Source organism: Methylobacterium sp. CM6257 (assembly GCF_054611515.1).
Genome location: NZ_CM137735.1, coordinates 2,902,501 through 2,924,220 on the forward strand (window position 1 = coordinate 2,902,501; position 21,720 = coordinate 2,924,220).

At 71.5% G+C, this 21,720-nt stretch carries 18 protein-coding genes; 8 read left to right on the forward strand and 10 right to left on the reverse strand.

Annotation, left to right across the window (positions count from 1 at the left end):
* Nucleotides 1-149: 149 nt before the first annotated feature.
* The 3 genes from ACYCO6_RS14245 to ACYCO6_RS14255 all read left to right on the forward strand — a co-directional run bounded on the left by ACYCO6_RS14245 (nt 150) and on the right by ACYCO6_RS14255 (nt 3,645).
* The gene (locus ACYCO6_RS14245; protein ID WP_459772393.1) at nt 150-635 is read left to right on the forward strand and encodes a Ros/MucR family transcriptional regulator; all 486 of its coding nucleotides are present in this window, start codon (nt 150-152) and stop codon (nt 633-635) included.
* 130 nt (nt 636-765) lie between these two features.
* The gene (locus ACYCO6_RS14250) at nt 766-2,214 is read left to right on the forward strand and encodes a Do family serine endopeptidase (protein WP_459772394.1); all 1,449 of its coding nucleotides are present in this window, start codon (nt 766-768) and stop codon (nt 2,212-2,214) included.
* An 87-nt stretch (nt 2,215-2,301) separates the two neighbouring features.
* A complete protein-coding gene (locus ACYCO6_RS14255; protein ID WP_459772395.1) occupies nt 2,302-3,645 on the forward strand; it encodes a replication-associated recombination protein A in 1,344 nt (447 codons plus the stop codon).
* A 6-nt stretch (nt 3,646-3,651) separates the two neighbouring features.
* Here the strand turns inward: ACYCO6_RS14255 and ACYCO6_RS14260 are convergent, their stop codons facing one another.
* Nucleotides 3,652-4,116: an Lrp/AsnC family transcriptional regulator gene (locus ACYCO6_RS14260; protein WP_459772396.1), complete on the reverse strand. Its 465-nt coding sequence runs from the start codon at nt 4,114-4,116 to the stop codon at nt 3,652-3,654.
* A gap of 244 nt (nt 4,117-4,360) precedes the next feature.
* Here ACYCO6_RS14260 and ACYCO6_RS14265 point away from each other — a divergent pair, with 244 nt between their 5' ends.
* Nucleotides 4,361-5,371, forward strand: coding sequence for a 1-aminocyclopropane-1-carboxylate deaminase (locus ACYCO6_RS14265; RefSeq protein WP_459772397.1), 1,011 nt, complete (start codon nt 4,361-4,363; stop codon nt 5,369-5,371).
* 216 nt (nt 5,372-5,587) lie between these two features.
* On the forward strand, nt 5,588-7,357 hold the full coding sequence (ggt, locus tag ACYCO6_RS14270; protein WP_459772398.1) for a gamma-glutamyltransferase: 1,770 nt from the start codon (nt 5,588-5,590) through the stop codon (nt 7,355-7,357).
* A 109-nt stretch (nt 7,358-7,466) separates the two neighbouring features.
* Here the strand turns inward: ggt and purD are convergent, their stop codons facing one another.
* The 3 genes from purD to ACYCO6_RS14285 form a co-directional block, all read right to left on the reverse strand.
* A complete protein-coding gene (purD, locus tag ACYCO6_RS14275; RefSeq protein ID WP_459772399.1) occupies nt 7,467-8,744 on the reverse strand; it encodes a phosphoribosylamine--glycine ligase in 1,278 nt (425 codons plus the stop codon).
* A 96-nt stretch (nt 8,745-8,840) separates the two neighbouring features.
* Nucleotides 8,841-9,155 carry a hypothetical protein gene (locus ACYCO6_RS14280; RefSeq protein ID WP_459772400.1) on the reverse strand — a complete coding sequence of 105 codons (315 nt, stop codon included), beginning with the start codon at nt 9,153-9,155 and terminating at the stop codon, nt 8,841-8,843.
* A gap of 72 nt (nt 9,156-9,227) precedes the next feature.
* Nucleotides 9,228-10,451: an oxalate decarboxylase family bicupin gene (locus ACYCO6_RS14285; protein ID WP_459772401.1), complete on the reverse strand. Its 1,224-nt coding sequence runs from the start codon at nt 10,449-10,451 to the stop codon at nt 9,228-9,230.
* A gap of 192 nt (nt 10,452-10,643) precedes the next feature.
* Here ACYCO6_RS14285 and ACYCO6_RS14290 point away from each other — a divergent pair, with 192 nt between their 5' ends.
* Nucleotides 10,644-11,915, forward strand: coding sequence for an efflux RND transporter periplasmic adaptor subunit (locus ACYCO6_RS14290; protein WP_459773568.1), 1,272 nt, complete (start codon nt 10,644-10,646; stop codon nt 11,913-11,915).
* Nucleotides 11,916-12,117: 202 nt separating this feature from the next.
* Nucleotides 12,118-14,547, forward strand: a complete 2,430-nt coding sequence (locus tag ACYCO6_RS14295; RefSeq protein ID WP_459772402.1) for a membrane-bound PQQ-dependent dehydrogenase, glucose/quinate/shikimate family — start codon at nt 12,118-12,120, stop codon at nt 14,545-14,547.
* 97 nt (nt 14,548-14,644) lie between these two features.
* On the opposite strand, the gene ACYCO6_RS14300 is transcribed toward ACYCO6_RS14295, so the two are convergent.
* The 6 genes from ACYCO6_RS14300 to ACYCO6_RS14325 all read right to left on the reverse strand — a co-directional run bounded on the left by ACYCO6_RS14300 (nt 14,645) and on the right by ACYCO6_RS14325 (nt 20,216).
* Nucleotides 14,645-15,580, reverse strand: a complete 936-nt coding sequence (locus tag ACYCO6_RS14300; protein ID WP_459772403.1) for a dihydrodipicolinate synthase family protein — start codon at nt 15,578-15,580, stop codon at nt 14,645-14,647.
* Between the two features lie 103 nt (nt 15,581-15,683).
* Nucleotides 15,684-17,948 (reverse strand): xanthine dehydrogenase family protein molybdopterin-binding subunit, encoded by a 2,265-nt coding sequence (locus tag ACYCO6_RS14305; RefSeq protein WP_459772404.1) that lies wholly within the window; start codon nt 17,946-17,948, stop codon nt 15,684-15,686.
* Between the two features lie 10 nt (nt 17,949-17,958).
* Nucleotides 17,959-19,002 carry an FAD binding domain-containing protein gene (locus ACYCO6_RS14310; protein ID WP_459772405.1) on the reverse strand — a complete coding sequence of 348 codons (1,044 nt, stop codon included), beginning with the start codon at nt 19,000-19,002 and terminating at the stop codon, nt 17,959-17,961.
* Nucleotides 18,999-19,502: a (2Fe-2S)-binding protein gene (locus ACYCO6_RS14315; protein ID WP_459772406.1), complete on the reverse strand. Its 504-nt coding sequence runs from the start codon at nt 19,500-19,502 to the stop codon at nt 18,999-19,001. Before ACYCO6_RS14315 ends, ACYCO6_RS14310 begins: the two co-directional genes overlap by 4 nt.
* 118 nt (nt 19,503-19,620) lie before the next feature.
* Nucleotides 19,621-19,851 (reverse strand): hypervirulence associated TUDOR domain-containing protein, encoded by a 231-nt coding sequence (locus ACYCO6_RS14320; RefSeq protein ID WP_459772407.1) that lies wholly within the window; start codon nt 19,849-19,851, stop codon nt 19,621-19,623.
* Between the two features lie 101 nt (nt 19,852-19,952).
* Nucleotides 19,953-20,216 carry a hypothetical protein gene (locus ACYCO6_RS14325; RefSeq protein WP_459772408.1) on the reverse strand — a complete coding sequence of 88 codons (264 nt, stop codon included), beginning with the start codon at nt 20,214-20,216 and terminating at the stop codon, nt 19,953-19,955.
* A 147-nt stretch (nt 20,217-20,363) separates the two neighbouring features.
* On the opposite strand from ACYCO6_RS14325, the gene ACYCO6_RS14330 reads away from it, so the two are divergent.
* Nucleotides 20,364-21,620 carry a sensor histidine kinase gene (locus ACYCO6_RS14330; protein ID WP_459772409.1) on the forward strand — a complete coding sequence of 419 codons (1,257 nt, stop codon included), beginning with the start codon at nt 20,364-20,366 and terminating at the stop codon, nt 21,618-21,620.
* Nucleotides 21,621-21,720 lie beyond the last annotated feature (100 nt).

Genomic DNA, 21,720 nt, shown 5'->3' on the forward strand with positions numbered 1-21,720 from the left:
TCTTCTGACGTTACCTGCGAATGTACAAGCCCATTTTTGGCTTAAGACTTGACCCATTTTGGAAATGCGATTGTATCTGCCGGCCGAATCGCGACGCAGTGCTTGCGTTCTGGCGATTTTCGTCATCTCGAGAAGGCAACGCATAAGACATGGCTCAGTCGAACGGCGGCATCATCCGCTTCGTCACGCTCGCCTCCGAGATCGTCTCGGCCTATGTGAGCCACAATCACGTGCAGAGCGCGGATCTGCCGAAGCTCCTCAACGATGTTCATGATGCGATCCGCGGAATCCATACCGTGGGTCGGAGCGCGCCGCCCGCCAAGGCGACCCCACAGGAGATCCGGCGCTCCGTGACCCCTGATTTCCTGATCTCGTTCGAGGATGGGAAGCCCTACAAGACCCTGCGCCGCCATCTCACCCTGCGTGGTCTGACCCCCGAGGCCTACCGCGCCAAGTGGGGCCTCGCCCCCGACTACCCGATGACGGCCCAGAGCTATTCCGAGCAGCGCTCGCAGCTCGCCCGCTCACTGGGCCTTGGGCAGCAGCGCCGGGAATCCGTCGCCTCGGCCTCGGAGCTCGAACCCGCCCCTCAGGTCGCGGGGAGGCGCCGGGCACGGCGCAAGGAGACCGCCTGACACGCGATAACCCGGCTGCGGCGAAGGTGTCGCGGGCCTGCCGCAATCAGCCCCGATAGCGTAGGGCTGCACGGCGCGCCTCCCCCTTCCCGGCCTGGACGGCGCGCCCGCCCTGCCGCCGGAGCCCTGAATGCTGACCCGCCTCACCCTGCCTGCTCTCGTCGCAGCCTTGCTGGCCACCGGGCCCGCCTCGGCGCAGATGGCGCGCACGGAGGCCCCGAAGGAGGGGACGGCCAAGGCCGTGCCCCTCAGCAAGGCCGATGTGCAGCTGTCCTTCGCCCCGGTGGTGAAGAGGGCCGCACCCTCAGTGGTGAACGTCTACGCCTCCCACGTCGAGAAGCGCTCCAGCGCCCGCACCAGCGCCATGGAGGAGTTCATGCGCCGCTTCTTCGGAGAGCCGGAGGGCGGCCGCGGGCCGCGGGGCGACCGGGCGCAGCGCTCCCTGGGCTCGGGCGTGCTGGTCGATGCCGACGGCCTCGTCATCACCAACAATCACGTCATCGACAACATGAACGAGGTGCGGATCGCCCTGGCGGACCGGCGCGAGTTCGAGGCCGCCATCGTGATGCGTGATACCCGCACCGACCTCGCGGTGCTCAAGATCAAGGAGCCGCCGAAGGGCCTCGTGCCGATGCCGTTCGGCGACGCCGACGCCCTTGAGGTCGGCGACTTCGTGATGGCGATTGGCAACCCGTTCGGCGTCGGCCAGACGGTGACACAGGGCATCGTGTCGGCGCTGGCGCGGACGCAGGTCGGCTCGGCAGACTACCAATACTTCATCCAGACCGACGCGGCGATCAACCCGGGCAATTCGGGCGGCGCCCTGGTGGACCTGCGCGGCCAGTTGGTGGGCATCAACACTGCGATCTACTCGCAGTCGGGCGGCAGCCACGGCATCGGCTTCGCGATCCCCGTAGGCATGGTCAAGGCGGTGGTCGACGCCGCCCGCGACGGAGCGAGCGTGGTGCGCCGACCCTGGCTCGGAGCGCGCATCCAGAGCGTGACCCCCGACATCGCCGACAGCATGGGCCTCGATCACCCGACCGGCGTGCTGGTGGCGAGCCTGCAGCCCAAGAGCCCGGCGGAGGAGGCGGGCCTGAAGCGCGGTGATCTGGTTCTCACGGTCGACGGCCAGGAGGTGGCCGACCCGGAGGCGTTCGGGTACCGCTTCGCCCTCAAGGGCGTCCAGGGCCAAGCCCGGTTCGGGATCCTGCGCGGCACGACCCGGCAGACGGTCGCGGTCAAGCTCGCCCCGGCTCCGGAGACGCGCCCGCGGGACGTGCTCAAGGTGAAGACCCGCTCTCCCTTCCTGGGCGCGACCCTGGTCAACACCTCGCCGGCCGTGGCCGAGGAGATGCAGGTGGATTTCCCGTCCGACGGGGTGGCCGTGCAGGCGGTGGACGAGAACTCCATCGCGGCCCGGGTCGGGCTGCAGAAGGGCGACCTGATCGTGGCGGTCAACGGCGTGCCGATGGCGACCACCAAGGACCTCGACCGGGTCACCCGCAACAGCCTCAATTCCTGGGAGGTTGCGATCAACCGCAACGGCGAGATCCTGACCTCCGTATTCGGGGGTTGATCCCGCCCCGGGGCGCCAAGTCCGTCGCCGTGGGCAAGCTCCGGCCCCCGGGTTGCGCCGCCGCCCACGCCCGGTGTTGATGCGCCGATGTCCGACCTGTTCGCCTCCGCGGAGCCCACACCGGCGCCGGATCCCGGCCGCGCCCCCGGCGCCGAGGCCGCCCGCCCCCTCGCGGACCGGTTGCGTCCGCAAAGCCTCGCCGAGGTCGTTGGCCAGGAGCACCTGACCGGGGAGGGCGGGGCGCTGACCCGCCTGCTGCGGGGGCGCAGCCTCGGCTCGCTGATCTTCTGGGGACCACCCGGCACCGGCAAGACCACGGTGGCGCGGCTGCTCGCCCAGGGCACCGATCTGCATTTCGAGCAGATCTCGGCGATCTTTTCCGGCGTGCCCGATCTGCGCAAGGTGTTCGAGGCCGCGCGCAAGCGCCGGGCGACCGGGCAGGGGACCCTGCTGTTCGTCGACGAGATCCACCGGTTCAACCGGGCGCAGCTCGACGCTTTCCTACCGGTGATGGAGGACGGCACCGTCACGCTGGTGGGCGCCACCACCGAGAACCCCTCGTTCGAGCTGAACGCCGCGCTCCTGTCCCGCGCCCGGGTGCTGCTGTTCCGGGCCCTCGATCCGGGCGCCATCGCGCGGCTGCTGGTCCGGGCCGAGGCGCTGACGGGCCAAGCCCTGCCGCTCACCGAGGAGGCGCGGGGCGTGCTGGTCCGCATGGCTGACGGCGACGGCCGCGCGGCCCTGACCCTCGCGGAGGAGGTCTGGCGCTCGGCGCAACCGGGCGAGACCCTCGACGCCGAGGCCCTGCAGCAGATCGTGCAGCGGCGGGCACCGATCTACGACAAGGCGCAGGAGGGCCACTACAACCTGATCTCGGCCCTACATAAGACCGTGCGCGGCTCGGATCCGGACGCGGCGCTCTACTATCTCTGCCGGATGCTCGACGCCGGCGAAGACCGGCTGTTCATCGCCCGGCGGCTGGTGCGCATGGCGGTGGAGGATATCGGGCTCGCCGACCCGCAGGCGCTGGTCGTGGCCAACGCCGCCAAGGAGGCCTTCGACTTCCTCGGCAGCCCCGAAGGCGAACTGGCACTCGCCCAGGCGGCGGTCTACCTCGCCTGCGCGCCGAAATCGAACGCGGTCTACACCGCCTACAAGGCCGCGACCCGGCTCGCCAAGGAGGCGGGCTCCCTGCCGCCGCCGCGCACCATCCTCAACGCGCCGACCAAGCTGATGAAGCGGATCGGCTACGGCGAGGGCTACCGCTACGACCACGACGAACCCGACGCCTTCTCGGGCCAGGATTACTGGCCCGACGCCCTCGGGCGCCAGCACCTCTACCAGCCCACGGAGCGCGGCTACGAGACCCGCCTCGCCGAGCGCCTTGAGCGCTGGGAGGCGCTGCGCAGGCAGCGGCGCGGGGAGGACTAGACCCTCTCACAGGTCGAGGGGTGCGTTGTCGATTACCTCCTTCATCACGAAGAAGGTGCGCGTCTGGCGCACGCCCGGCAGGCCGATCAGCGTGGCGCTGTGAAGCCGGTTGAAGTCGGCCATGTCGGAGACCCGGATCTTCAGGATGTAGTCGAAGTCGCCCGCCACGAGGTGACAGTCGAGAAGCACGGGGATCGCCCGCACGGCGGCCTCGAACTCCGAAAAGCTCTCGGGCGTCGAGCGGTCGAGCACGACGCCGACGAAGACCAGGGTGCCGCGGCCGACCCGGACCGGATCGATCAACGCCCGCACCGCGCGCACGAATCCGTCCGTGAACAGGCGCTGGATCCGGCGGTGGCAGGTGGCCGCGCTGGTACCGACCCGCTCGGCGATCTCGGCATTGGCCATGCGCCCGTCCGCCTGCAGCAGGCGCAGGATCTTCTGGTCGATCCGGTCGAGCCCTGCGGACATGGAGGATCCTTTCAGGATTGATCACAGATCCGGAATTCTCTGCGGTCTGTAGGCTTGGCAATGCAAGCTGCCGGCCTTTTGCGCCGGAAGTTCGAGAGCACCTTTCGTCGCGGATCGGGTAGTTTTCCCTGTGCCCCGAAGGCGGAGCCGAGTTCTCCCGCCGACCGTCCTCGGGGCCTCGCCTCGACGCGTCCGGGCTGAACGAGCCCCGTCCCGGCCGCGTCTCGAGCCCCGGAGAGACCCGATGCTGGACAAGTTCGAGCGCTACCCCCTGACCTTCGGCCCGACACCAATCGAGCCGCTCAAGCGGCTCACAGCCCATCTCGGCGGGGAGGTGGAGCTCTACGCCAAGCGCGAGGACTGCAATTCCGGCCTCGCCTTCGGCGGCAACAAGCTGCGCAAGCTCGAATACATCGTGCCGGACGCGATCCGGAGCGGGGCCGACACGCTGGTGTCGATCGGCGGCGTGCAGTCGAACCACACCCGCATGGTCGCGGCGGTCGCCGCCAAGCTCGGGATGAAGTGCCGCCTGATCCAAGAGGCCTGGGTGCCCCACGAGGACGCGGTCTACGACCGGGTCGGCAACATCCTGCTGTCGCGGATCATGGGGGCCGAGACGCAGCTCGTCGATGACGGGTTCGACATCGGCATCCGCGACAGCTGGAAGCGGGCGCTCGCCGAGGTCGAGGCCGAGGGCGGCAAGCCCTACGCGATCCCGGCCGGTGCCTCGGTGCACAAGTATGGCGGGCTCGGCTATGTCGGTTTCGCGGAGGAAGTCCGCAAGCAGGAGGCCGAGATGGGCCTGCGCTTCGACTACGTGGTGGTCTGCACGGTGACGGGCTCGACCCATGCCGGCATGCTGGTGGGCTTCTCCGCCGACGGGCGCGCCCGCAACGTCATCGGCATCGACGCCTCCTGCACCCCGGCCCAGACCAAGGCCCAGGTCCTCGACATCGCCCAGAACACCGCCGCGCTGGTCGGCGCGGGCGACATCGTGGCCGACGACGTGGTGCTCAACGAGGACTACGCCTACCCGGTCTACGGCGTGCCCTCGAAGGAGACCGTGGAGGCGATCCGCCTCTCGGCCCGGCTCGAGGGGATGATCACCGACCCGGTCTACGAGGGGAAATCGATGCAGGGCATGATCGACCTCGTGAAGAAGGGCTTCTTCCCGAAGGGCTCGAAGGTGCTCTACGCCCATCTCGGCGGCGCCCCGGCCCTGAACGGCTACAGCTACACGTTCCGCAACGGCTGAGGCGGTCCCTGACGGCTTGACCGGCGTCTCCCATCCGCCACCGCATCCTGAGGTGCGGCGGAAGCTGCCTCGAAGGAGCCCTCCTTCGAGGCCTTCGCTACGCTCCGGCGCCTCAGGATGCGGTGGGGGGTGTGAAGGAGCGAGAAGCGTTTCGGCCCGCCCTATATGGCGGCCAGCGCCGGCCATGGCGCGGGCCCCGCACCGGAGAGGGTAGGGATGATCGCACCGGTACGCGCGCTGCTCCTGGCAACCCTGCTCGCTCTGGGAGGCCCCGCGGCCCGGGCCGCCTCGGGGCCGGCCGTGGAGGCCGAGAACGGGATGGTGGTCTCGTCCCAGCGCCTCGCCTCGCAGGCGGGCGCCGATATCCTCAAGGCCGGCGGCAACGCCGTCGACGCCGCAGTGGCGGTGGCCTACGCCGAGGCAGTGGTGAACCCGTGCTGCGGCAATCTCGGCGGCGGCGGCTTCCTGGTGCTCCACGCCGCCGATGGGCGCAGCCGCTTCGTGAATTTCCGCGAAAAGGCCCCGGCGGCCGCCACCCGGAACATGTATCTCGACGCCGCCGGCAACGTCGTGAAGGGCGCCAGCCTGCACGGCTGGAAGGCGGCGGGTGTGCCAGGCACGGTGCTCGGCCTCAACACCGCGCTCGCCGCCTACGGCACGCTGCCGCTGGCCCGAGTGATGGCGCCGGCGATCGCCCTCGCCCGGGACGGGTTCGTGCTGACCCGGGGCGACACCGACATCCTCGAATCCGGCACGAAGCTGTTCGCCGGGCAGGCGAACGTCGCCCGGATCTTCCTGCGCCCGGACGGCAGCCCCTGGCGGCCCGGGGACCGGCTCGTCCAAGCCGACCTCGCTCGCACCCTCCAAGCCATCGCCGATCACGGCTCGGACGCGTTCTACAAGGGCGCGATTCCGCAGGCGGTGGAGGCGGCGTCGCGCGCGGGCGGCGGCCTGCTGACGGCAGCCGACTTCGCCGCCTACACGGTGGCCGAGTCGGAGCCGCTCACCTGCCGCTACCGGGGCGCCACGATCCTGTCGGCACCCCCGCCCTCGTCTGGCGGCACGACGCTCTGCGAGATCCTCGGGATCCTCGACGGCTACGACCTGCGGACGGCGGGATTCAACTCCGCCCGGAGCGTGCACCTGATGGTCGAGGCCATGCGGCGCGCCTACGCCGACCGCAACCTGCTGCTCGGCGACCCGGCCTTCGTGGCGAACCCGGTCGACCGGCTGCTGTCGCCGGCCTACGCGGAGACGCTCCGGGCCTCGATCCGGCCCGACCGGGCGACCCCGTCGGCAGAGATCCGTCCGGATTCCGACCTGGAGACGCGGGAGCGGGCCGAGACCACCCACATCTCCGTGATGGACCGGGCCGGCAACGCGGTCTCGCTGACCTACACGATCAACGGCTATTTCGGCGCCGGAGTGATCGCCGCCGATACGGGCTTCTTCCTGAACGACGAGATGGACGACTTCACGGTCAAGACCGGGGTGCCGAACCTGTTCGGGCTCGTGCAGGGGACGAAGAACGCGATTGAGCCCGGCAAGCGCCCGCTCTCGTCCATGGCGCCCACGATCCTGCTGCGCGACGGCAAGGTGGCGCTGGTGGCGGGCTCGCCGGGGGGCTCGCGGATCATCACGATCAACGCGCAGACGCTCATCAACATGCTGGATTTCGGCATGGAGCCGCAGGAGGCGGTGGACGCCCCGCGCATCCACCACCAGTGGCTGCCCGACGCGGTCTACGCCGAGCCCTTCGCGCTCTCGGCGGATACACAGGCGATCCTGCGGGGCATGGGCCACACGATCGTCGAGCAGAAGCCCTGGGGCGCCCAGGAGCTCATCGCGGTGCGCGCCGCCGCGCCGGATGCCCCGGAGACCGCGTCCTCCGGCAACGATGCCTCGCGCACGGAGCGGATGCGTCCGGGCCTGCTCTACGGCGCCAACGACAACCGCCGGCCGGCCGGCGCCGCGGTTGGGGAGTAGGGTGCCGGGCGGAGCCGTCTCTGCCCTGTGCCGCTGCGCGGCGTGCGTCATCCGTCACGGGTCAGCGCCCCGGGAAGGACCGGGTCTCGGACCGTCCGAAACCCGAGGCTCAGCCCTGTCCGCCCGCCTCCCGGGCCACCGCCCGGTAGCCGATATCGCGGCGGCAAAAGCCCTCCGGCCAGTCGATGCGGGCCACCGCCGCGTAGGCGCGGGCCTTGGCGTCCGTGACACTGTCGCCCAAGGCCGTGACCGCCAGGACACGGCCGCCATCGGCCAGGAGCTGCGCGCCCTCGGCGCGGGTCCCGGCCTGGAAGACGAACACGCCGTCGCCCTCGGCCTCGTCGACGCCCCGGATCACCGAGCCCCGCACCACCGCGCCCGGATAGCCGGCCGCCGCCATCACCACGGTGAGCGCCGCCCGGTGGGTGTCGAATTCCAGGCTCAGCCCGGAGAGGTCACCCTCGCAGGCCGAGAGCAGGGCCGGCACGAGGTCGGAGGCGAGGCGCGGCATCAGCACCTGCGCCTCGGGGTCACCGAAGCGGGTGTTGTACTCGATGAGCTTGGGGCCGTCGGCGGTGAGCATCAGGCCGGCATAGAGGATGCCGGTGAAGGGGCAGCCGCGGGCCCGCATGCCGGCGAGCGTCGGGGCGATGATCTCGGCCATGACCCGGGCCTCGATCTCCGGGGTTACGACCCGGGCCGGGGAATAGGCGCCCATGCCGCCGGTATTGGGGCCGCGGTCGCCGTCGAACACGCGCTTGTGGTCCTGCGCGGTGCCGAGGGGAATCGCCCGCGTCCCGTCGCACAACGCGAAAAAACTCGCCTCCTCGCCGAACAGGCACTCCTCGACCACGACCTCGGCGCCGGGCTCGGCGAACAGGGCGGTGAGCGCGTCCTCGGCCTGGTCCAGGGTCTCGGCCACGGTGACGCCCTTGCCGGCGGCGAGCCCGTCGGCTTTCACGACGATCGGGGCGCCCTGCTGGCGGACATAGGCCAGCGCCGGCTCCAGCGCCGTGAAGCGCGCGAAGGCGGCGGTCGGAATGCCGCAGGCGGCGCAGAGATCCTTGGTAAAGCCCTTGGACCCCTCGAGCCGGGCCGCATCGCGGGTCGGCCCGAAGGCGCGGATCCCGGCCGCCTTCAGGTCGTCCACGAGCCCGGCGACCAGGGGCGCCTCGGGGCCGACCACCACGAGGCCGATCGATTCCGCCGCGCAGAAGGCCGCCACCGCGGCGTGGTCGGTGACCTTGAGGTCCGGCCGGTTGGTCCCGTGGCGGGCGGTGCCGGGATTACCGGGCGCCGTGAACAGGCGGGTGCAGAGCGGGCTCTGGGCCAGCCGCCAGGCCAGAGCGTGCTCGCGGCCGCCGGAGCCGATCAGCAGAATATTCATGCGCACGCCACCATGGGCCCAGCTTCTGGGCGAAGCGTGCCGGCGGGAAAAGGTTTTTTTCGGGCTTTCCCCGCTCTGCTCGGAAATTCGGGCCGCTCAGCAGCCGATACATATGCGCGTGTTGACGCCGCCGCCGCGCCGCACGACCCCGTGGCGGCCGATATGACGGCCCACATAGACACCTCGATAGGGCAGGTAAGGGCCCAAGGGCTCATACTGGACGTTGCGCTGGATCGTCTGGTTCAGCGTGTTGAAGTCCGTGACCCGCTGCTGGTTGAGGGTCCGGATCTGGCTCTGCAGGGCGAACGAGGCGTTGGCCGCGTTCGGGTCGTTCTGCTGCACCTGAGCCCAGGCGGAGCCCGCCGGAAGAGCGAGCGCCAGGGCGAGGAGCGCGCGGGACGCGGCGCGCATGGATCCCTCCATCACTGTGCGGGACGTATAGCAGATTCGACGCCGCTCGCCCCCTTCAGGTTCCGGGGCGCGTCAACCCGGCACGACCGGCGCTTTCACCTCCGGCAGGGCTTCGACGAGCTTGGGATCCATGCCCGTATGGGCCTGCACCAAGGGATGTGGAGTCAGCGCCAGCCACTGCGTCAGCGAGATGTCGGCGTAGCGCGGGCTCCTGAACATCTCCAGGAAGGTCAGCGTCGTGTCGCCGGTGTTCTCGATGTAGTGGCCCATGGCGAAGGGCACGTAGCCCACGTCGCCGGCCTGGTAGTCGAAGGTGCGGGCCTTCGATTCCGAACCGAACACCGTCATCCGGCCCTTGCCCGAGAGATAGTACTGCCACTCGTCGCCGTTCGGGTGCCAGTGCAGCTCGCGCAGGCCCCCGGGCTCGACCTCGACCAGCGCCGCGGCGATCGTCACCGAGGCCGGGAACACCGTGGAATCGGTGATGCGCACGCTGCCACCCTTGGTGCGGATCGGCTCCTGCGCCAGCATCCGGTGGCTGAAGGTCCGCGGGACCGGGCCGGAGCCCCCCATCTTGTCGGCCGCGAGCGGGCCGGGCTTGGGGCCGGGAAAGATGTAGAGCTCCTTCTCGGGGATGTTGGCGAAGGCGCTCTCGGGCAGGCCGAAATTCTTGGCGAGCACGTCCTTGGGCGTGTGCGCCAACCAGTCGGTCAGCAGGAAGGTGGAATCCTCCGAGAAGCCGCCGTCGTCGAACACCAGCAGGAACTCGCAGCCGTCGACCCCGTCGGCCGCGAGCCCCTGGATCGAGTGCGGGATGCCGCCCGGGAAGTACCAGAGGTCGCCCACGCCGACATCGTCCGCGAAGGTGCGCCCGTCCTGGTCGATGGCGGTGATCCGGGCCTTGCCCTTGATCATGTAGGCCCACTCGGCCTCCTTGTGCCAGTGCATCTCGCGGACCACGCCGGCCTTGAGCCGCATGTTGACCCCGGCCATGGCCTTGGAGACCGGCAGCTCGCGGATCGTGGTCTGGCGCGCCCAGCCGCCCTCCTCCAGCCGCATGTGGCTGTCGGCGAAGGACCATTTCAGGTTCGGCATCGTGCCGTGGTCGGTTGCGGGCGGGACCAGGGTGAACGGCTCCTCGGCGGCCCGGGGATGATTCTGCGGCCCCAGGATGTCGGCGCCCTTGCCGCCGCGCTCGGGGCGGGGCGCGGCAGGAAGAGCGGATTGCGCCGCCGCGGAGGACGCCGCCATCGCGCCGCCGGCGGCGATGACGGCGCGCCTGGAGATCTCGGTCATTCGGATCGGTCCCTGAGGTTTCGCAGGGTAACCGGGCGTCGGCACGGAGGATCCGGCGCCGGTCCGTATGCCGCGCTGCGGCATCTCGCCCGGAGCCCGCGCGTGGTCTATGCATTGAGGACAGGGCCGGACGCATCCCGGTCGGCGGACGCCGACGCGGCGGTGGATGCGCCGCGCGACTCGGGGGCGGGGATGGCGGACGCGGATCGTTCAGCTGTGGGCGAGGCCCATGGCCCTGCGGCGAGCGGCCGCCTGTGGCTCGTCCTGCTGGCGCTGGCGGGCGCCGGGATCCTCGGGTACCGCCACTGGCCGGAGCAGTCCCGGGCGGCGAGCCCGCCGCCGGCCGCCGCCGCGAAGCCGCCGAGCGTGCGGGTCGCTCGGGCCGTCCAAGCCGCCGGTCCCCTGAGCCTGACCCAGACCGGCACAGCCCAGGCCTTCGCCACGGCGAGCCTCTACCCGCGGGCGACCGGCTATATCGTCGAGCGCAAGGTCGATATCGGCTCGCACGTGAAGCGGGGCGACCTGCTGTTCCGGATCAGCGCGCCCGACCTCGACCAGCAGCTCGTCCAGGCGCAGTCGCAGGTGCTGCAGCTCCAGGCGGCGCTGATCCAGGCGCGGGCGATGGTCGATCAGGCCGAGGCCAACCGTCACCTCGCGGACGTGACCAATCGGCGGACCTCGACCCTCGCCGGGACCGGCGCCGAGACCCGGCAGAACGCCGACACGTCGCAGGCCGGGGTTCTGGCGCAGACCGCCAATGTCGACGCCGCCAAGGCCGCCGTGAAGGTCGCCGAGGCCAACATCGCGGCCCAGGAGGCGCAGGTCGCCCGGCTCAAGGTCCTGACCGGCTTCGAGGAGATCCGCGCGCCCTTCGACGGGGTAGTGACGACCCGCAACAACGATGTCGGCGACGCCGTCACGGCGGACACGAATACCGGCCCGCCGCTCCTGACGCTGGCGCGGGATGACGTGCTGCGCATGGCGGTGAACGTGCCCCTCTACGCCGCCGACGGCGTCCGCGACGGGCACGACGCCAAGGTCGAGGTGGCGCAGATCCCCGGAAAGATCTTCCCCGGCAAGGTCTCACGCTCGTCGACGACGCTGCTGTCCGCCGCGCGCACGCTGGTGACGCAGGTCGACATCCCCAACCCGGACGGCGCGCTGCGGGCCGGCCTCTACATCACCCTGACGCTGGAGATCCCACGGGTCTCGCCGGCCGTGACGGTGCCGAGCGACGCCCTGATCTTCGACCAGAACGGGACCCGGGTGGCGGTGGTCGAGATCTCGGGGGACGGGAGCGGCGTGGTGCGGATGCGCCCGGTCACGATCTTCCGCCAGACCCGGTCGGTCCTGGAGCTGCGCGCCGGCCTGAACGGCGGCGAGCGGGTCGTCGTGGGGCCGCCGGCCTCCCTGCGCGACGGCGACAGGGTCGCCCTGCGGCCGGAGGGCAGGGCGGGGGCCTGAGCGGCAGCGCGTCGGGAGGCGTGCTCCATCCGCGGCGGCGCAGGCCGATCCAACCGCACCCGCCCCGGCCGGGCCGCCGGTGTCCAGCCTTGGGACAGCTTCGGCGGCGATAAGCGGTCGGACATGCGGCGTCCGCCGCGGGAGCCGGCCGGCCCCGCGGCGCCGTCGTGACCGACTGGCTCAGGAAGCGGATACGGCCGCCGTGGCACTCAGAACGATAGCGCTGTCGATCGCGCTGCTTGGCCTCGCCCTCGCGACCTTCGGGCTGAACCTGACCCTCGCAGGGGGATCCTGGTTCTACGCCGCCATGGGCGCGGGATTGCTGGCCTCCGGCGTCCAGCTGGCCCGGCGGCGCCAGAGCGGCCTCTGGATCTACGCCCTGGTGCTGGCGGCCGCCTTCGTCTGGACGGTGGGCGAGGTGGGGCTCGACAAGTGGCAATGGATCCCCCGCGGGGCCCTGATCCTTCTCCTCGGCCTTGTGCTCTGTCTGCCCTTCGTCGTGCGGCGCCTGCGCGACGCGCCCGAACGGCCCTGGGCACCCGGCCCCAGGAACGGCCCGCTCGCCCTCCGGGCCGTCGTCCTGCTCATCGCGGCCCTGAGCGCCGCGGCCTGGTTCGTCGACCCGGTCGAGACGCGCGGCAGTCTGCCGAAGGTCGCGGGGGCGGGGCCCGCCGCCGTCGATCCGAGCGGCGTTCCCTATCCGGCCGATGACTGGGTCGCCTACGGCGGCACCAATCTCGGCCAGCGCTACTCGGCGCTCAAGGACATCACCACCGGCAATGTCCGGGGCCTCACGGTGGCCTGGGAGCACCATACGGGTGACCTGCGCGGCGACAGCCGGACCGATTCGAAGGAATTCACCTTCGAGGCCACACCGATCAAGGTGAACGGGCTCCTGTATCTCTGCACCCCGCACAACATCGTGCAGGCCCTGGAGCCCGAGACCGGCAAGCTGGTCTGGGCCTTCGACCCGAAGATGGCGCGGGACAGCCAGTACCAGCACCAGACCTGCCGCGGTGTGTCCTACAACGACTCGGCCGAGTACGCGCCGCCGACGGAGACCGATCCGGCGAAGGCCGCCGCCATCGCGGCCGCCATCGCCGAATGCCCGCGCCGGATCATCGCGTCCTCGGTCGATGCGCGCCTCTACGCGCTGAATGCCGAGACTGGCGCCCTGTGCAGGACCTTCGGCACGGACGGGTTCGTCGATCTGACAGCGCAGATGCCGAACCTCAGGCGCGCCGCCTATCAGCAGACCTCGGCGCCGCTGGTGACCCGGAACCTCATCGTTCTCGGCAGCGCGATCGCCGACAACTACTACGCGGACAACCCCTCGGGCGTGATCCGCGCCTTCGACGTGCGCACCGGCGCGATCGTCTGGAAGTTCGACGCCGGCAAGCCCGACGAGACCGCGCCGCTGCAGCCCGGCGCGCTCTACGAGCCCAACTCGGCGGTGGCCTGGACGCAGTTCTCGGCCGACGAGGCGCTGGGGCTCGTCTACGTACCGTTCGGCAACCGGGCACCCGATCAGGTCGGCGTGTCCCGGTCGAAGGCGGACGAGGCCCTCATCGACGCCCTGGCGGCGCTGGACTTGGAGACCGGGAAGCTGACCTGGGCGTTCCGGACCACGTATCACGACCTGTGGGACCGCGATAACCCGTCCCAGCCGGTCCTCCTGACCCTGCCGCACGGCGACGGGACGGTGCCGGCGATCCTGATTCCCACCAAGGTCGGCAACGTCTGGGTTCTCGATCGCCGCACGGGCACCCCGATCCTGCCGGTCTCCCAGGTGCCGGTCTCGACCCGGACCGACGTCCCGGGGGAGGCGCCCTCTGCGGTCCAGCCGATGTCCTCGCTCAGCTTTGCGCCCGCGGCACTGACGGAGGCCGACATGTGGGGCGTAACGCCCTTCGACCAGATCCAGTGCCGTCTCGCCTTCCGGTCGAACCGCTACGACGGCAACCCGTTCACGCCGCCCCAGGTATCGGGCGGCGCGATCATCTGGCCCGGCAATATCGGGGTGTTCAACTGGGGCTCGGTGGCCGTCGATCCGGTCCAGCACTGGATGATCGCGACCCCGCAATACCTGCCCTACATCTACCGCCTGATTCCGCGCCCGGCGAACGAGCCGGACAGGCGCCTCGTCACCACCGATCCCGAGACCAGCCCGGGCAACGAGAATCTCGGCGGCCCCTACGCGGTCTCCATCGCGCATATGCGCTCCGCCCTCGGCATCCCCTGCAATGCGCCGCCCTGGGGGGTGCGCGTCGGCGTGAATCTGGCGGACGGCACCACCGCCTGGAAGCACCGCAGCGGCACCGTCGCGGGGCAGAAGATCGGCGGGGTCGCGGTCCCGATCCCGCTCGAGATGGGCATGCTCGCCCATGGCGGCACCCTGACCACGGCCGGCGGCGTCGCGTTCACGGCCGCCACGCTCGACGACCGCATCCGCGGCTACGACATGCAGACCGGGGATATCCTGTGGTCCATGGCGCTGCCGGCCGGCGGCCAGGCCACCCCGATGACCTATCGCGGCAACGACGGCCGGCAGTACGTGGTGATCGCGGCGGGCGGACACGGCTCGCTCGGGACCACGCCGGGCGACTCGGTCATCGCCTTCAGGCTCGAGTGAGCCGTCGCGCGCACCGGTCGCGAGGCCGGGAAATGCCCGCCTCCCGCCACGGCAGGCTTTGCGGAGGCCCCGGCTTTCAGGCCGGGGCAGGGGCGTTCTAATTCTCCAGCCGCGCCCGCGCGTCGGTGCGAGCGAGACGCGCCAGAAGGTACTCGACCTCGGCCTTCGCGGTGGCGGTCAGCGCCTGCGAGGGCTTCCGCTGCGTGTCGGACGCGAAGATGCCCCGGCGCATGAACACGTATTTGCGCACGGCGAGCCCCAGCGGGCCCTGCTGCTGCTCGTAGCGGAGATAGGGCAGGTGGGCGTCGAACAGGTCGTGGGCGGCGTCGCGCTCGCCGGCCCGGCCGAGGCGGACCACGTCGACCAGCATCTCCGGGAAGGCGTAGCCGGTATTGGCCCCGTCGGCGCCGCGCTCGGTCTCGAAATCGAGGAACAGGCCGCCATTGCCCACGAGGATGGAAATGTGGCGCATCGAGCCGTCCGCCTCGAAGCCGCGCAGCGTCGAGATCTTCTCCAGTCCCGGCCAGTCCTCGTGCTTGAGCATCACGCAGGAGGGGTTCTCGGTGACGATCCGGCGGATCACGCCCGGCGTCATCTGCACCGAGAAGGTGAGAGGGTAATCCTGCAGGACGAAGGGCACGTCCGTCCCGATCGCCTCCACGGCGTTGCGGTAGTAGCCGACGACCTGATCGTCGGTGCGAAGCGTATTGGGCGGCGCGATCATCACGCCGGCCGCGCCCAGCTCCATCACCTCCCGGGCGAGCGCCCGCATGGCCGCGAAACCCGGAGCCGTGACGCCGACGATCACCGGGAGCCGCGTACGGCCGAGGACCCGTCGGGCCACCGCGAGACCCTCCGCGTGGTCGAGCTTGCCGGCCTCGCCGAGCTGGCCGAGGATCGTCAGGCCATCGACGCCCGCGGAGCCGAAGAAGTCGGTCATCCGGTCGAGGGACGTCTCGTCGATCCGGCCGTCCGGATGAAACGGCGTCGGGGCGATCGGCACGACGCCGCCGATATCGCTGGTGAGGGGCATGCCGGTCTCCTCGGTGCTGCGGCGGCCGACGGCCGCTGGTGGCATGCCCCATACTGGAAAATTCCGGACGCGGCGACACGCCCGGAACGCCATCAGGCCCCGATCAGCCCAGCAGCTTGTCCAGCGTGATCGGCATGTCGCGCACCCGCACGCCGGTGGCGTGCCAGACCGCGTTGGCGATGGCGCCCACCGTGCCGGTGATGCCGATCTCGCCGACGCCCTTGACGCCCAGCGCGTTCACCACCGCGTCGTCCTCGTGGACCAGGATCGCCTCCATCGCGGGAATGTCGGCGTTCACCGGCACGTGGTACTCGGCGAGGTTGTCGTTGAGGAAGCGGCCGGTGCGCGGGTCCATCTCGGCCCGCTCGTGCAGGGCGAAGGACAGGCCCCAGATCATCCCGCCGTAATACTGGCTCCGGACCAGTCGCGGATTGATCACCCGGCCCGCCGCGAAGGCGCCGACGAGGCGGCTCACCCGGATCTGACCGAGATCGGGATCGACCTTCACCTCGGCGAAGACCGCGCCGTGGGCGTGCATGGCGTAGGAGGCCTGCGCCGCCGGATCGGCACCGGCCTTGCCCTGGCCCCCGATGCTCGGCCGGCCCGCCCGCTCGAGGATGTCCGTGAAGGACTCGCTCCGGCCCGGATCGTCGCGCCGGGCCAGCCGCCCGTCCGCGGCGGTCACGCCGGCATTGCCCGCCCCGTAGAGGGGCGAGGCGGGGTCGTTGGTGGCCAGCTCCGAGAGCTGCCGGATCACGTCGGCGGCGGCCGCGTGGATTGCGCTGCCCGCCGTGGCGGTGTGGCCGGAGCCGCCCGCGATGCCGGCATTCGGCAGGTCCGAGGAGCCCATCCGGAAGGTGAGGGCATCGAGCCCGATCCCGAGCCCGTCGGCGGCGATCTGGGCGAGCGCCGTCCACGAGCCCTGGCCCATGTCGATGGCCCCGAGCTCCACCGTGCCGGTGCCGTCGGCGCGGATCTCGGCCCGGGCCATCCCCTCGAAGATCAGCGCCGGGAAGGTGGCGGTCCCCATGCCGGTGCCGACCAGGAACCCGTCCTTGTCCCGCGTCTGGCGGGGCTGGAGCGGGCGCCCGGCCCAGCCGAAGGCCTCGGCGCCGCGCCGGTAGCATTCCCGAAGCGCCTTGGAGGAAAACGGCTTTCCGGTGATCGGCTCGACCTCGGCGTAGTTGGCGAGCCGGAACGCCAGCGGATCCATGCCGAGTTCGTGGGCCATCTCGTCGAGAGCACTCTCCAGGGCGACGCTGCCGGTGGCCTCGCCGGGCGCGCGCATGAACAGCGGCGTGCCGGTATCGAGGCGCACCGCCTCGTGCCGGATGGCGATGGCCGGGCTCGCGTAGAGGGTGCTGGTGGCCCGGCCCGCCGGCTCGAAGAAGTCGTCGAAGCTCGACGAGGCGGTGAGGATGTGGTGGTCGAGGGCGGTGAGCTTGCCGGCGGCGTCGGTGCCGAGCCGGAGGGTCTGGCGGGTCGGGCCGCGATGGCCCATCGGGCCGTACATCTGGGTCCGGGTCGGCACGAGCTTGACCGGCCGTCCCACGAGCTTGGCCGCCATGCAGGCGAGCACCTGCGGTCCCGCGGGCACGCCCTTCGAGCCGAAGCCGCCGCCGAGATAGGGGCTCTCGATGTGGATGTCGTCGGGGCTGATGCCGAACAGGCCGGCGAGGCGCGCCTGCGACATGGCGAGGGCCTGGGTCGGCATGTGCAGCGTCAGCCGGTCCCCGTCCCAGCGCGCCACCGCCGCGTGGGGCTCCATGGCGTTGTGGTACTGGGCCGGCGTCTCGTAGGTGGCGGCGATGGTCCTCGAGGCGGCCGCGAGACCGGCCTCGACATCGCCGTCGCTCTCGGCCGGAGGCGCGCCGACGCCCACGGACGGCGGGGTGAAAGCCTCGCCCGCGTCGAGCCCGATCCGCGGCGTCTCGGCCGCGTAGGTCGGGGCGAGCAGCCGGGCGCCCTCGGTGGCGGCCTCCAGGGTCTCGGCGATCACCACGGCGATGGGCTGGTTGGCGTAGCGGACCCGGTCGTTCTGCAGGAGGTCGAGGCGGAACGTGAACGGGCCGTCCTTGGCGTCCGGGTCCTTGGCGAGCTTCGGAGCGTTCTCCGGGGTCATCACCGCGACGACGCCGGGATGCGCCTCGGCGGCGGCCACGTTCAGGCCGGTGACGCGGCCCCGGGCGATCCGGGCGACGCAGAGCGCCGCGTGGAGCGTGCCGGGGGGCAGGTTGTCGGCGGAGAAGCGGGCCTGTCCGGTCACCTTGAGGGGGCCGTCGCGCCGGGTCAGCGGCTGGCCGATGCTGGAGCCGTGGCGGATGGCCCCGGCCGGGAGGTTCGATGCAGGCGTGGAGGTCGCGGTCATGCGGGTCTCCTCAGACGATGCCGAACGGGGAGGCGGGGAGCGCCGGGATCCGGGCGGGCGTCCCGGCGGCCGCCAGGGTCAGCGCGCGAACCGCCACCCGCCGGGCGAGCTCGATCTTGAAGACATTGGCCGCGCCGGTGGGCTTGGCGCCGGCCAGCGCGGCGTCGGCGGCCCTGGCATAGGACCCGGGGGAGGGTGCCTGGCCGGCGAGTGCCGCCTCGGCCTCCTCCACCCGCCAGGGCTTGAGCGCCAGCCCGCCGAAGGCGAGCCGCGCCCGGCTGATCGTGCCGCCGGGCTCCAGCGTGAGGGCGGCGGCGGCCGAGACCACCGCGAAGGCGTAGGAGGTCCGGTCGCGGACCTTGAGGTAGCGGGCGTTCCCTCGGAACGCGGCCGCCTCGGGCGGCAGGCGCAGAGCGGTGATCAGCTCGCCCGGACGCAGGTCCGTCTCCCGCTCCGGGTGGTCGCCGGGCAGAAGGTGGAACGCGGTGAGCGGCACCTCCCGGGCGCCGTCCGGCCCGGCGATCTCAACCACAGCGTCGAGGGCGGCGAGCGGCACGCAGAAATCGGACGGGTGCGTGGCGATGCAGTGCTCGCTCCAGCCCTGGACCGCGTGAATCCGGGTGGCGTGCCCCAGCGCCGCGCAGCCGGACCCGGGCGCCCGCTTGTTGCAGGGGGAGACGGCGTCGGTGAAGTACGGGCAGCGGGTGCGCTGCATCAGGTTGCCGCCGACCGTGGCGGCATTGCGCAGCTGCGCCGAGGCGCCGGCCAGCAGGGCCTCGGCCACCATCGGATAGGCCGCGGCGAAGGCCGGGTCATGGGCGAGGTCGCTGTTGCGCACCAGGGCGCCGACCCGGGTGGCGCCGTCCGGCAGCCGCTCGATGGCCGAGAGGCCCGGCAGGCGGGTGATGTCGACGACCCGCTCCGGGGTCGCGACGCCGCCCTTCATGAGATCGACCAAGTTGGTGCCGGCGGCGAGATAGGCGGTGCCCGGACGCTGCCCGGCCGCGATGGCCTCCGGCACGCTTGTCGGGCGGAGGTAGTCGAAGGTCCTCACGCGGCGTCCTCCCGGTGCTCCATCTGGCCGGCGGCGTCGCGCGAAGCCTCCTGCACGGCCTCCAGGATGCCCGCATAGGCGCCGCAGCGGCAGAGATTGCCGCTCATGCCCTCGCGGATGCGCTCGGGATCGGTACCGGCCTGGCCCTCGCGGATCAGGCCGACGGCGCTCATGATCTGTCCGGGCGTGCAGAAGCCGCACTGGAAACCGTCATGGGCGATGAAGGCCGCCTGGACCGGGTGGAGCCGGTCGCCCTCGGCGAGTCCCTCGATGGTCAGGATCTCGCTTCCATTGAGGCTCGCGGCGAGCGTCAGGCATGAATTGATCCGCCGCCCGTCCACCAGCACCGTGCAGGCGCCGCACTGGCCGCGGTCGCAGCCCTTCTTGGCGCCCGTCAGGCCGAGGCGCTCGCGCAGGAGGTCGAGGAGGGTCACCCGCGGATCGTCGAGGGCGATCTCGCGCGGCTGCCCGTTCAGGGTGAGCCTGAGGGGAATGGTCATGCGGGGGGTCCCGGCTTGTGAAGGCTGGAACCGTACCAGATAGCCGCCACCCCGCCCGCGGCGAGACCTTGAGCGGGGGGCGATGTGCGCAAGCTCACAGCACGCGCAGGTTGCGCTGTTATGCTGACTTGACCGTGACGTCCGAGTTCGACGTGAGGACGGTCTTACCCTTGGCGGTCTTGATCTCGAGAGCCGGCCCGTCCTTCGAGGCCGCGCGCTTCACGGTCTTGGCCCTGATGGTCTTCGGGACGTCCCGGGTGTGGACCTTGGTCACCTCCCCCGAGACGGTACCCTTGTCCCATGTGTTGGTGACGTCGTCTCCGGTCTTCACCTTCGCCTTGGCGGTCATCCGATCCTCCATCGCGGGTGCGGGGAAAGGCGACCCGGGGCAGGGGCGTTCCCGGGTCTACACGGCCGGGATGCGGCAGCCGGACGGGCCAAGCGACAGCCTCAGCGGCCGACCTCCCGGCGCAGGGCCGCGACCATCGTCTCGACCGCCGCCTGCGCGGTGTCACCGAGGCCGATGTCGGTCTCGCCGGCGGTGACGAGGCCGCGCGCCTCCAGCTCCCTCACGCCTTCGGGGTCGGCCTCGTGGCCGGCGCCGTCCCGGCGGATCACCGAGGTGACCGTCTCGCCGCTGACGAGCCGGTGATAGGCCGCGAAGGCGAAGATCGAGAGCGCCTTGTCGGAGAGTCCGTTCACATCGTCGGCCATGCGTGGGTTCCTCGCGTCGGGTTCGACTGACGAACGCCGCACAGGGTCGGGGGCTCCGGGGGCGGGCAGGGGTGCGACGACAGGTGCGGTCGCCCCGGCGGCCCCGCGTCGCGCTGGACGCGCCTTCCTGCTAGTCTGCCGCCCTCCATGACCGCGCATACCGACCAGACCGAAGTGGAACCCAGCCCCGAGGCGGCCCGCGGGCCCGCGCCCCCCGATCTCGATTATCGCCTGCGCCAGCAGGCGATCCTGTCCGAGTTCGGCGTCGAGGCCCTGCGCGGCACCGATGTCGACCACCTGCTGCAGCGGGCCGCGGAGCTGTGCGCGAAAGGCATGGGCGCCGAGTTCTGCAAGGCCCTGGAGTACCGGCGCGGCGAGGACACGCTGCTGGTGCGGGCCGGTGTCGGCTGGGGCCCAGACGTGATCGGGCAGGCCCGGATCGGGGCCGACCTCGCCTCCCCGGCGGGCTTCGCCCTCAAGACCGGCCGCCCGGTGATCTCGAACCACCTCGCCGACGAGACCCGGTTCCGCACGCCGCAGCTCATGGCCGATCACGGCATCCGCCGGGCGATCAACGTGCTCATCGAGAACCGGGACGGCGCCTTCGGGGTGCTTGAGGTGGACGACACCCGCGAGGGCATGTTCGAGGAGGCCGACATCGCCTTCATGCAGGGTTTCGCCAACCTGCTCGGCGGCGCCATCGAACGCCAGCGCACCGAGAGCCTGCTGCGCGCGGCGCTGGCCCGCCAGGACCTGCTGGCCCGCGAGATGAGCCACCGGGTCAAGAACAGTCTCGCCATCGTGGCGAGCCTGCTCGCCCTCCAGGCCCGCGCCGCCGAGGAGCCCGCCGTGCAGGCGGCCCTGACGGACGCACGCAGCCGTGTCGAGGCGATCGCGGGCGTCCACGACCAGCTCTGGCGACAAGGAGACAAGGCCGGAGACAAGGCCGAGGGCCAAGGGGCGGGCGAGGGGGAGGGGGTGCCGGGCGAGCTCGACCTCGCGCCCTTCCTGGAGAAGCTGGTGGCCAACCTCGCCAGCGGCGCGCCAGGCCAGCGGCTCGCCTGCACGGCCGTGCCGCAGCGGATCTCGGCCGACCGGGCGATCCCGATCGGGCTCCTGGTCAACGAACTCGTCACCAACGCCCTGAAATACGCCTATCCGCCCGAGACCCACCCGGCGGGCGGCGAGATCCGCGTCCGGGCCGAGCGCCACCCCGGCGGGCTCGTGGTCGAGGTCGCCGATGACGGGATCGGGCTACCGGCGGGCTTCGAGATCGGGCGCGCCTCGAAGAGCCTCGGCATGCGGGTGGTCGGCAGCCTCACGCGCCAGCTCGGCGGCACCCTGACGACACCGCCGCGGGAGCGGGGCGCCTGCTTCCGGCTGGAGGTGCCGCTGACCGCGTGAGGGCAGGGGCCTTCGGGGCTCCCCTGCCCCGGGGCGGCTTGCCCGGCACCGGCTGAAGCTGGACAAGGGACCCGCGCCGTCGCGAACCGTGCGACGGGTT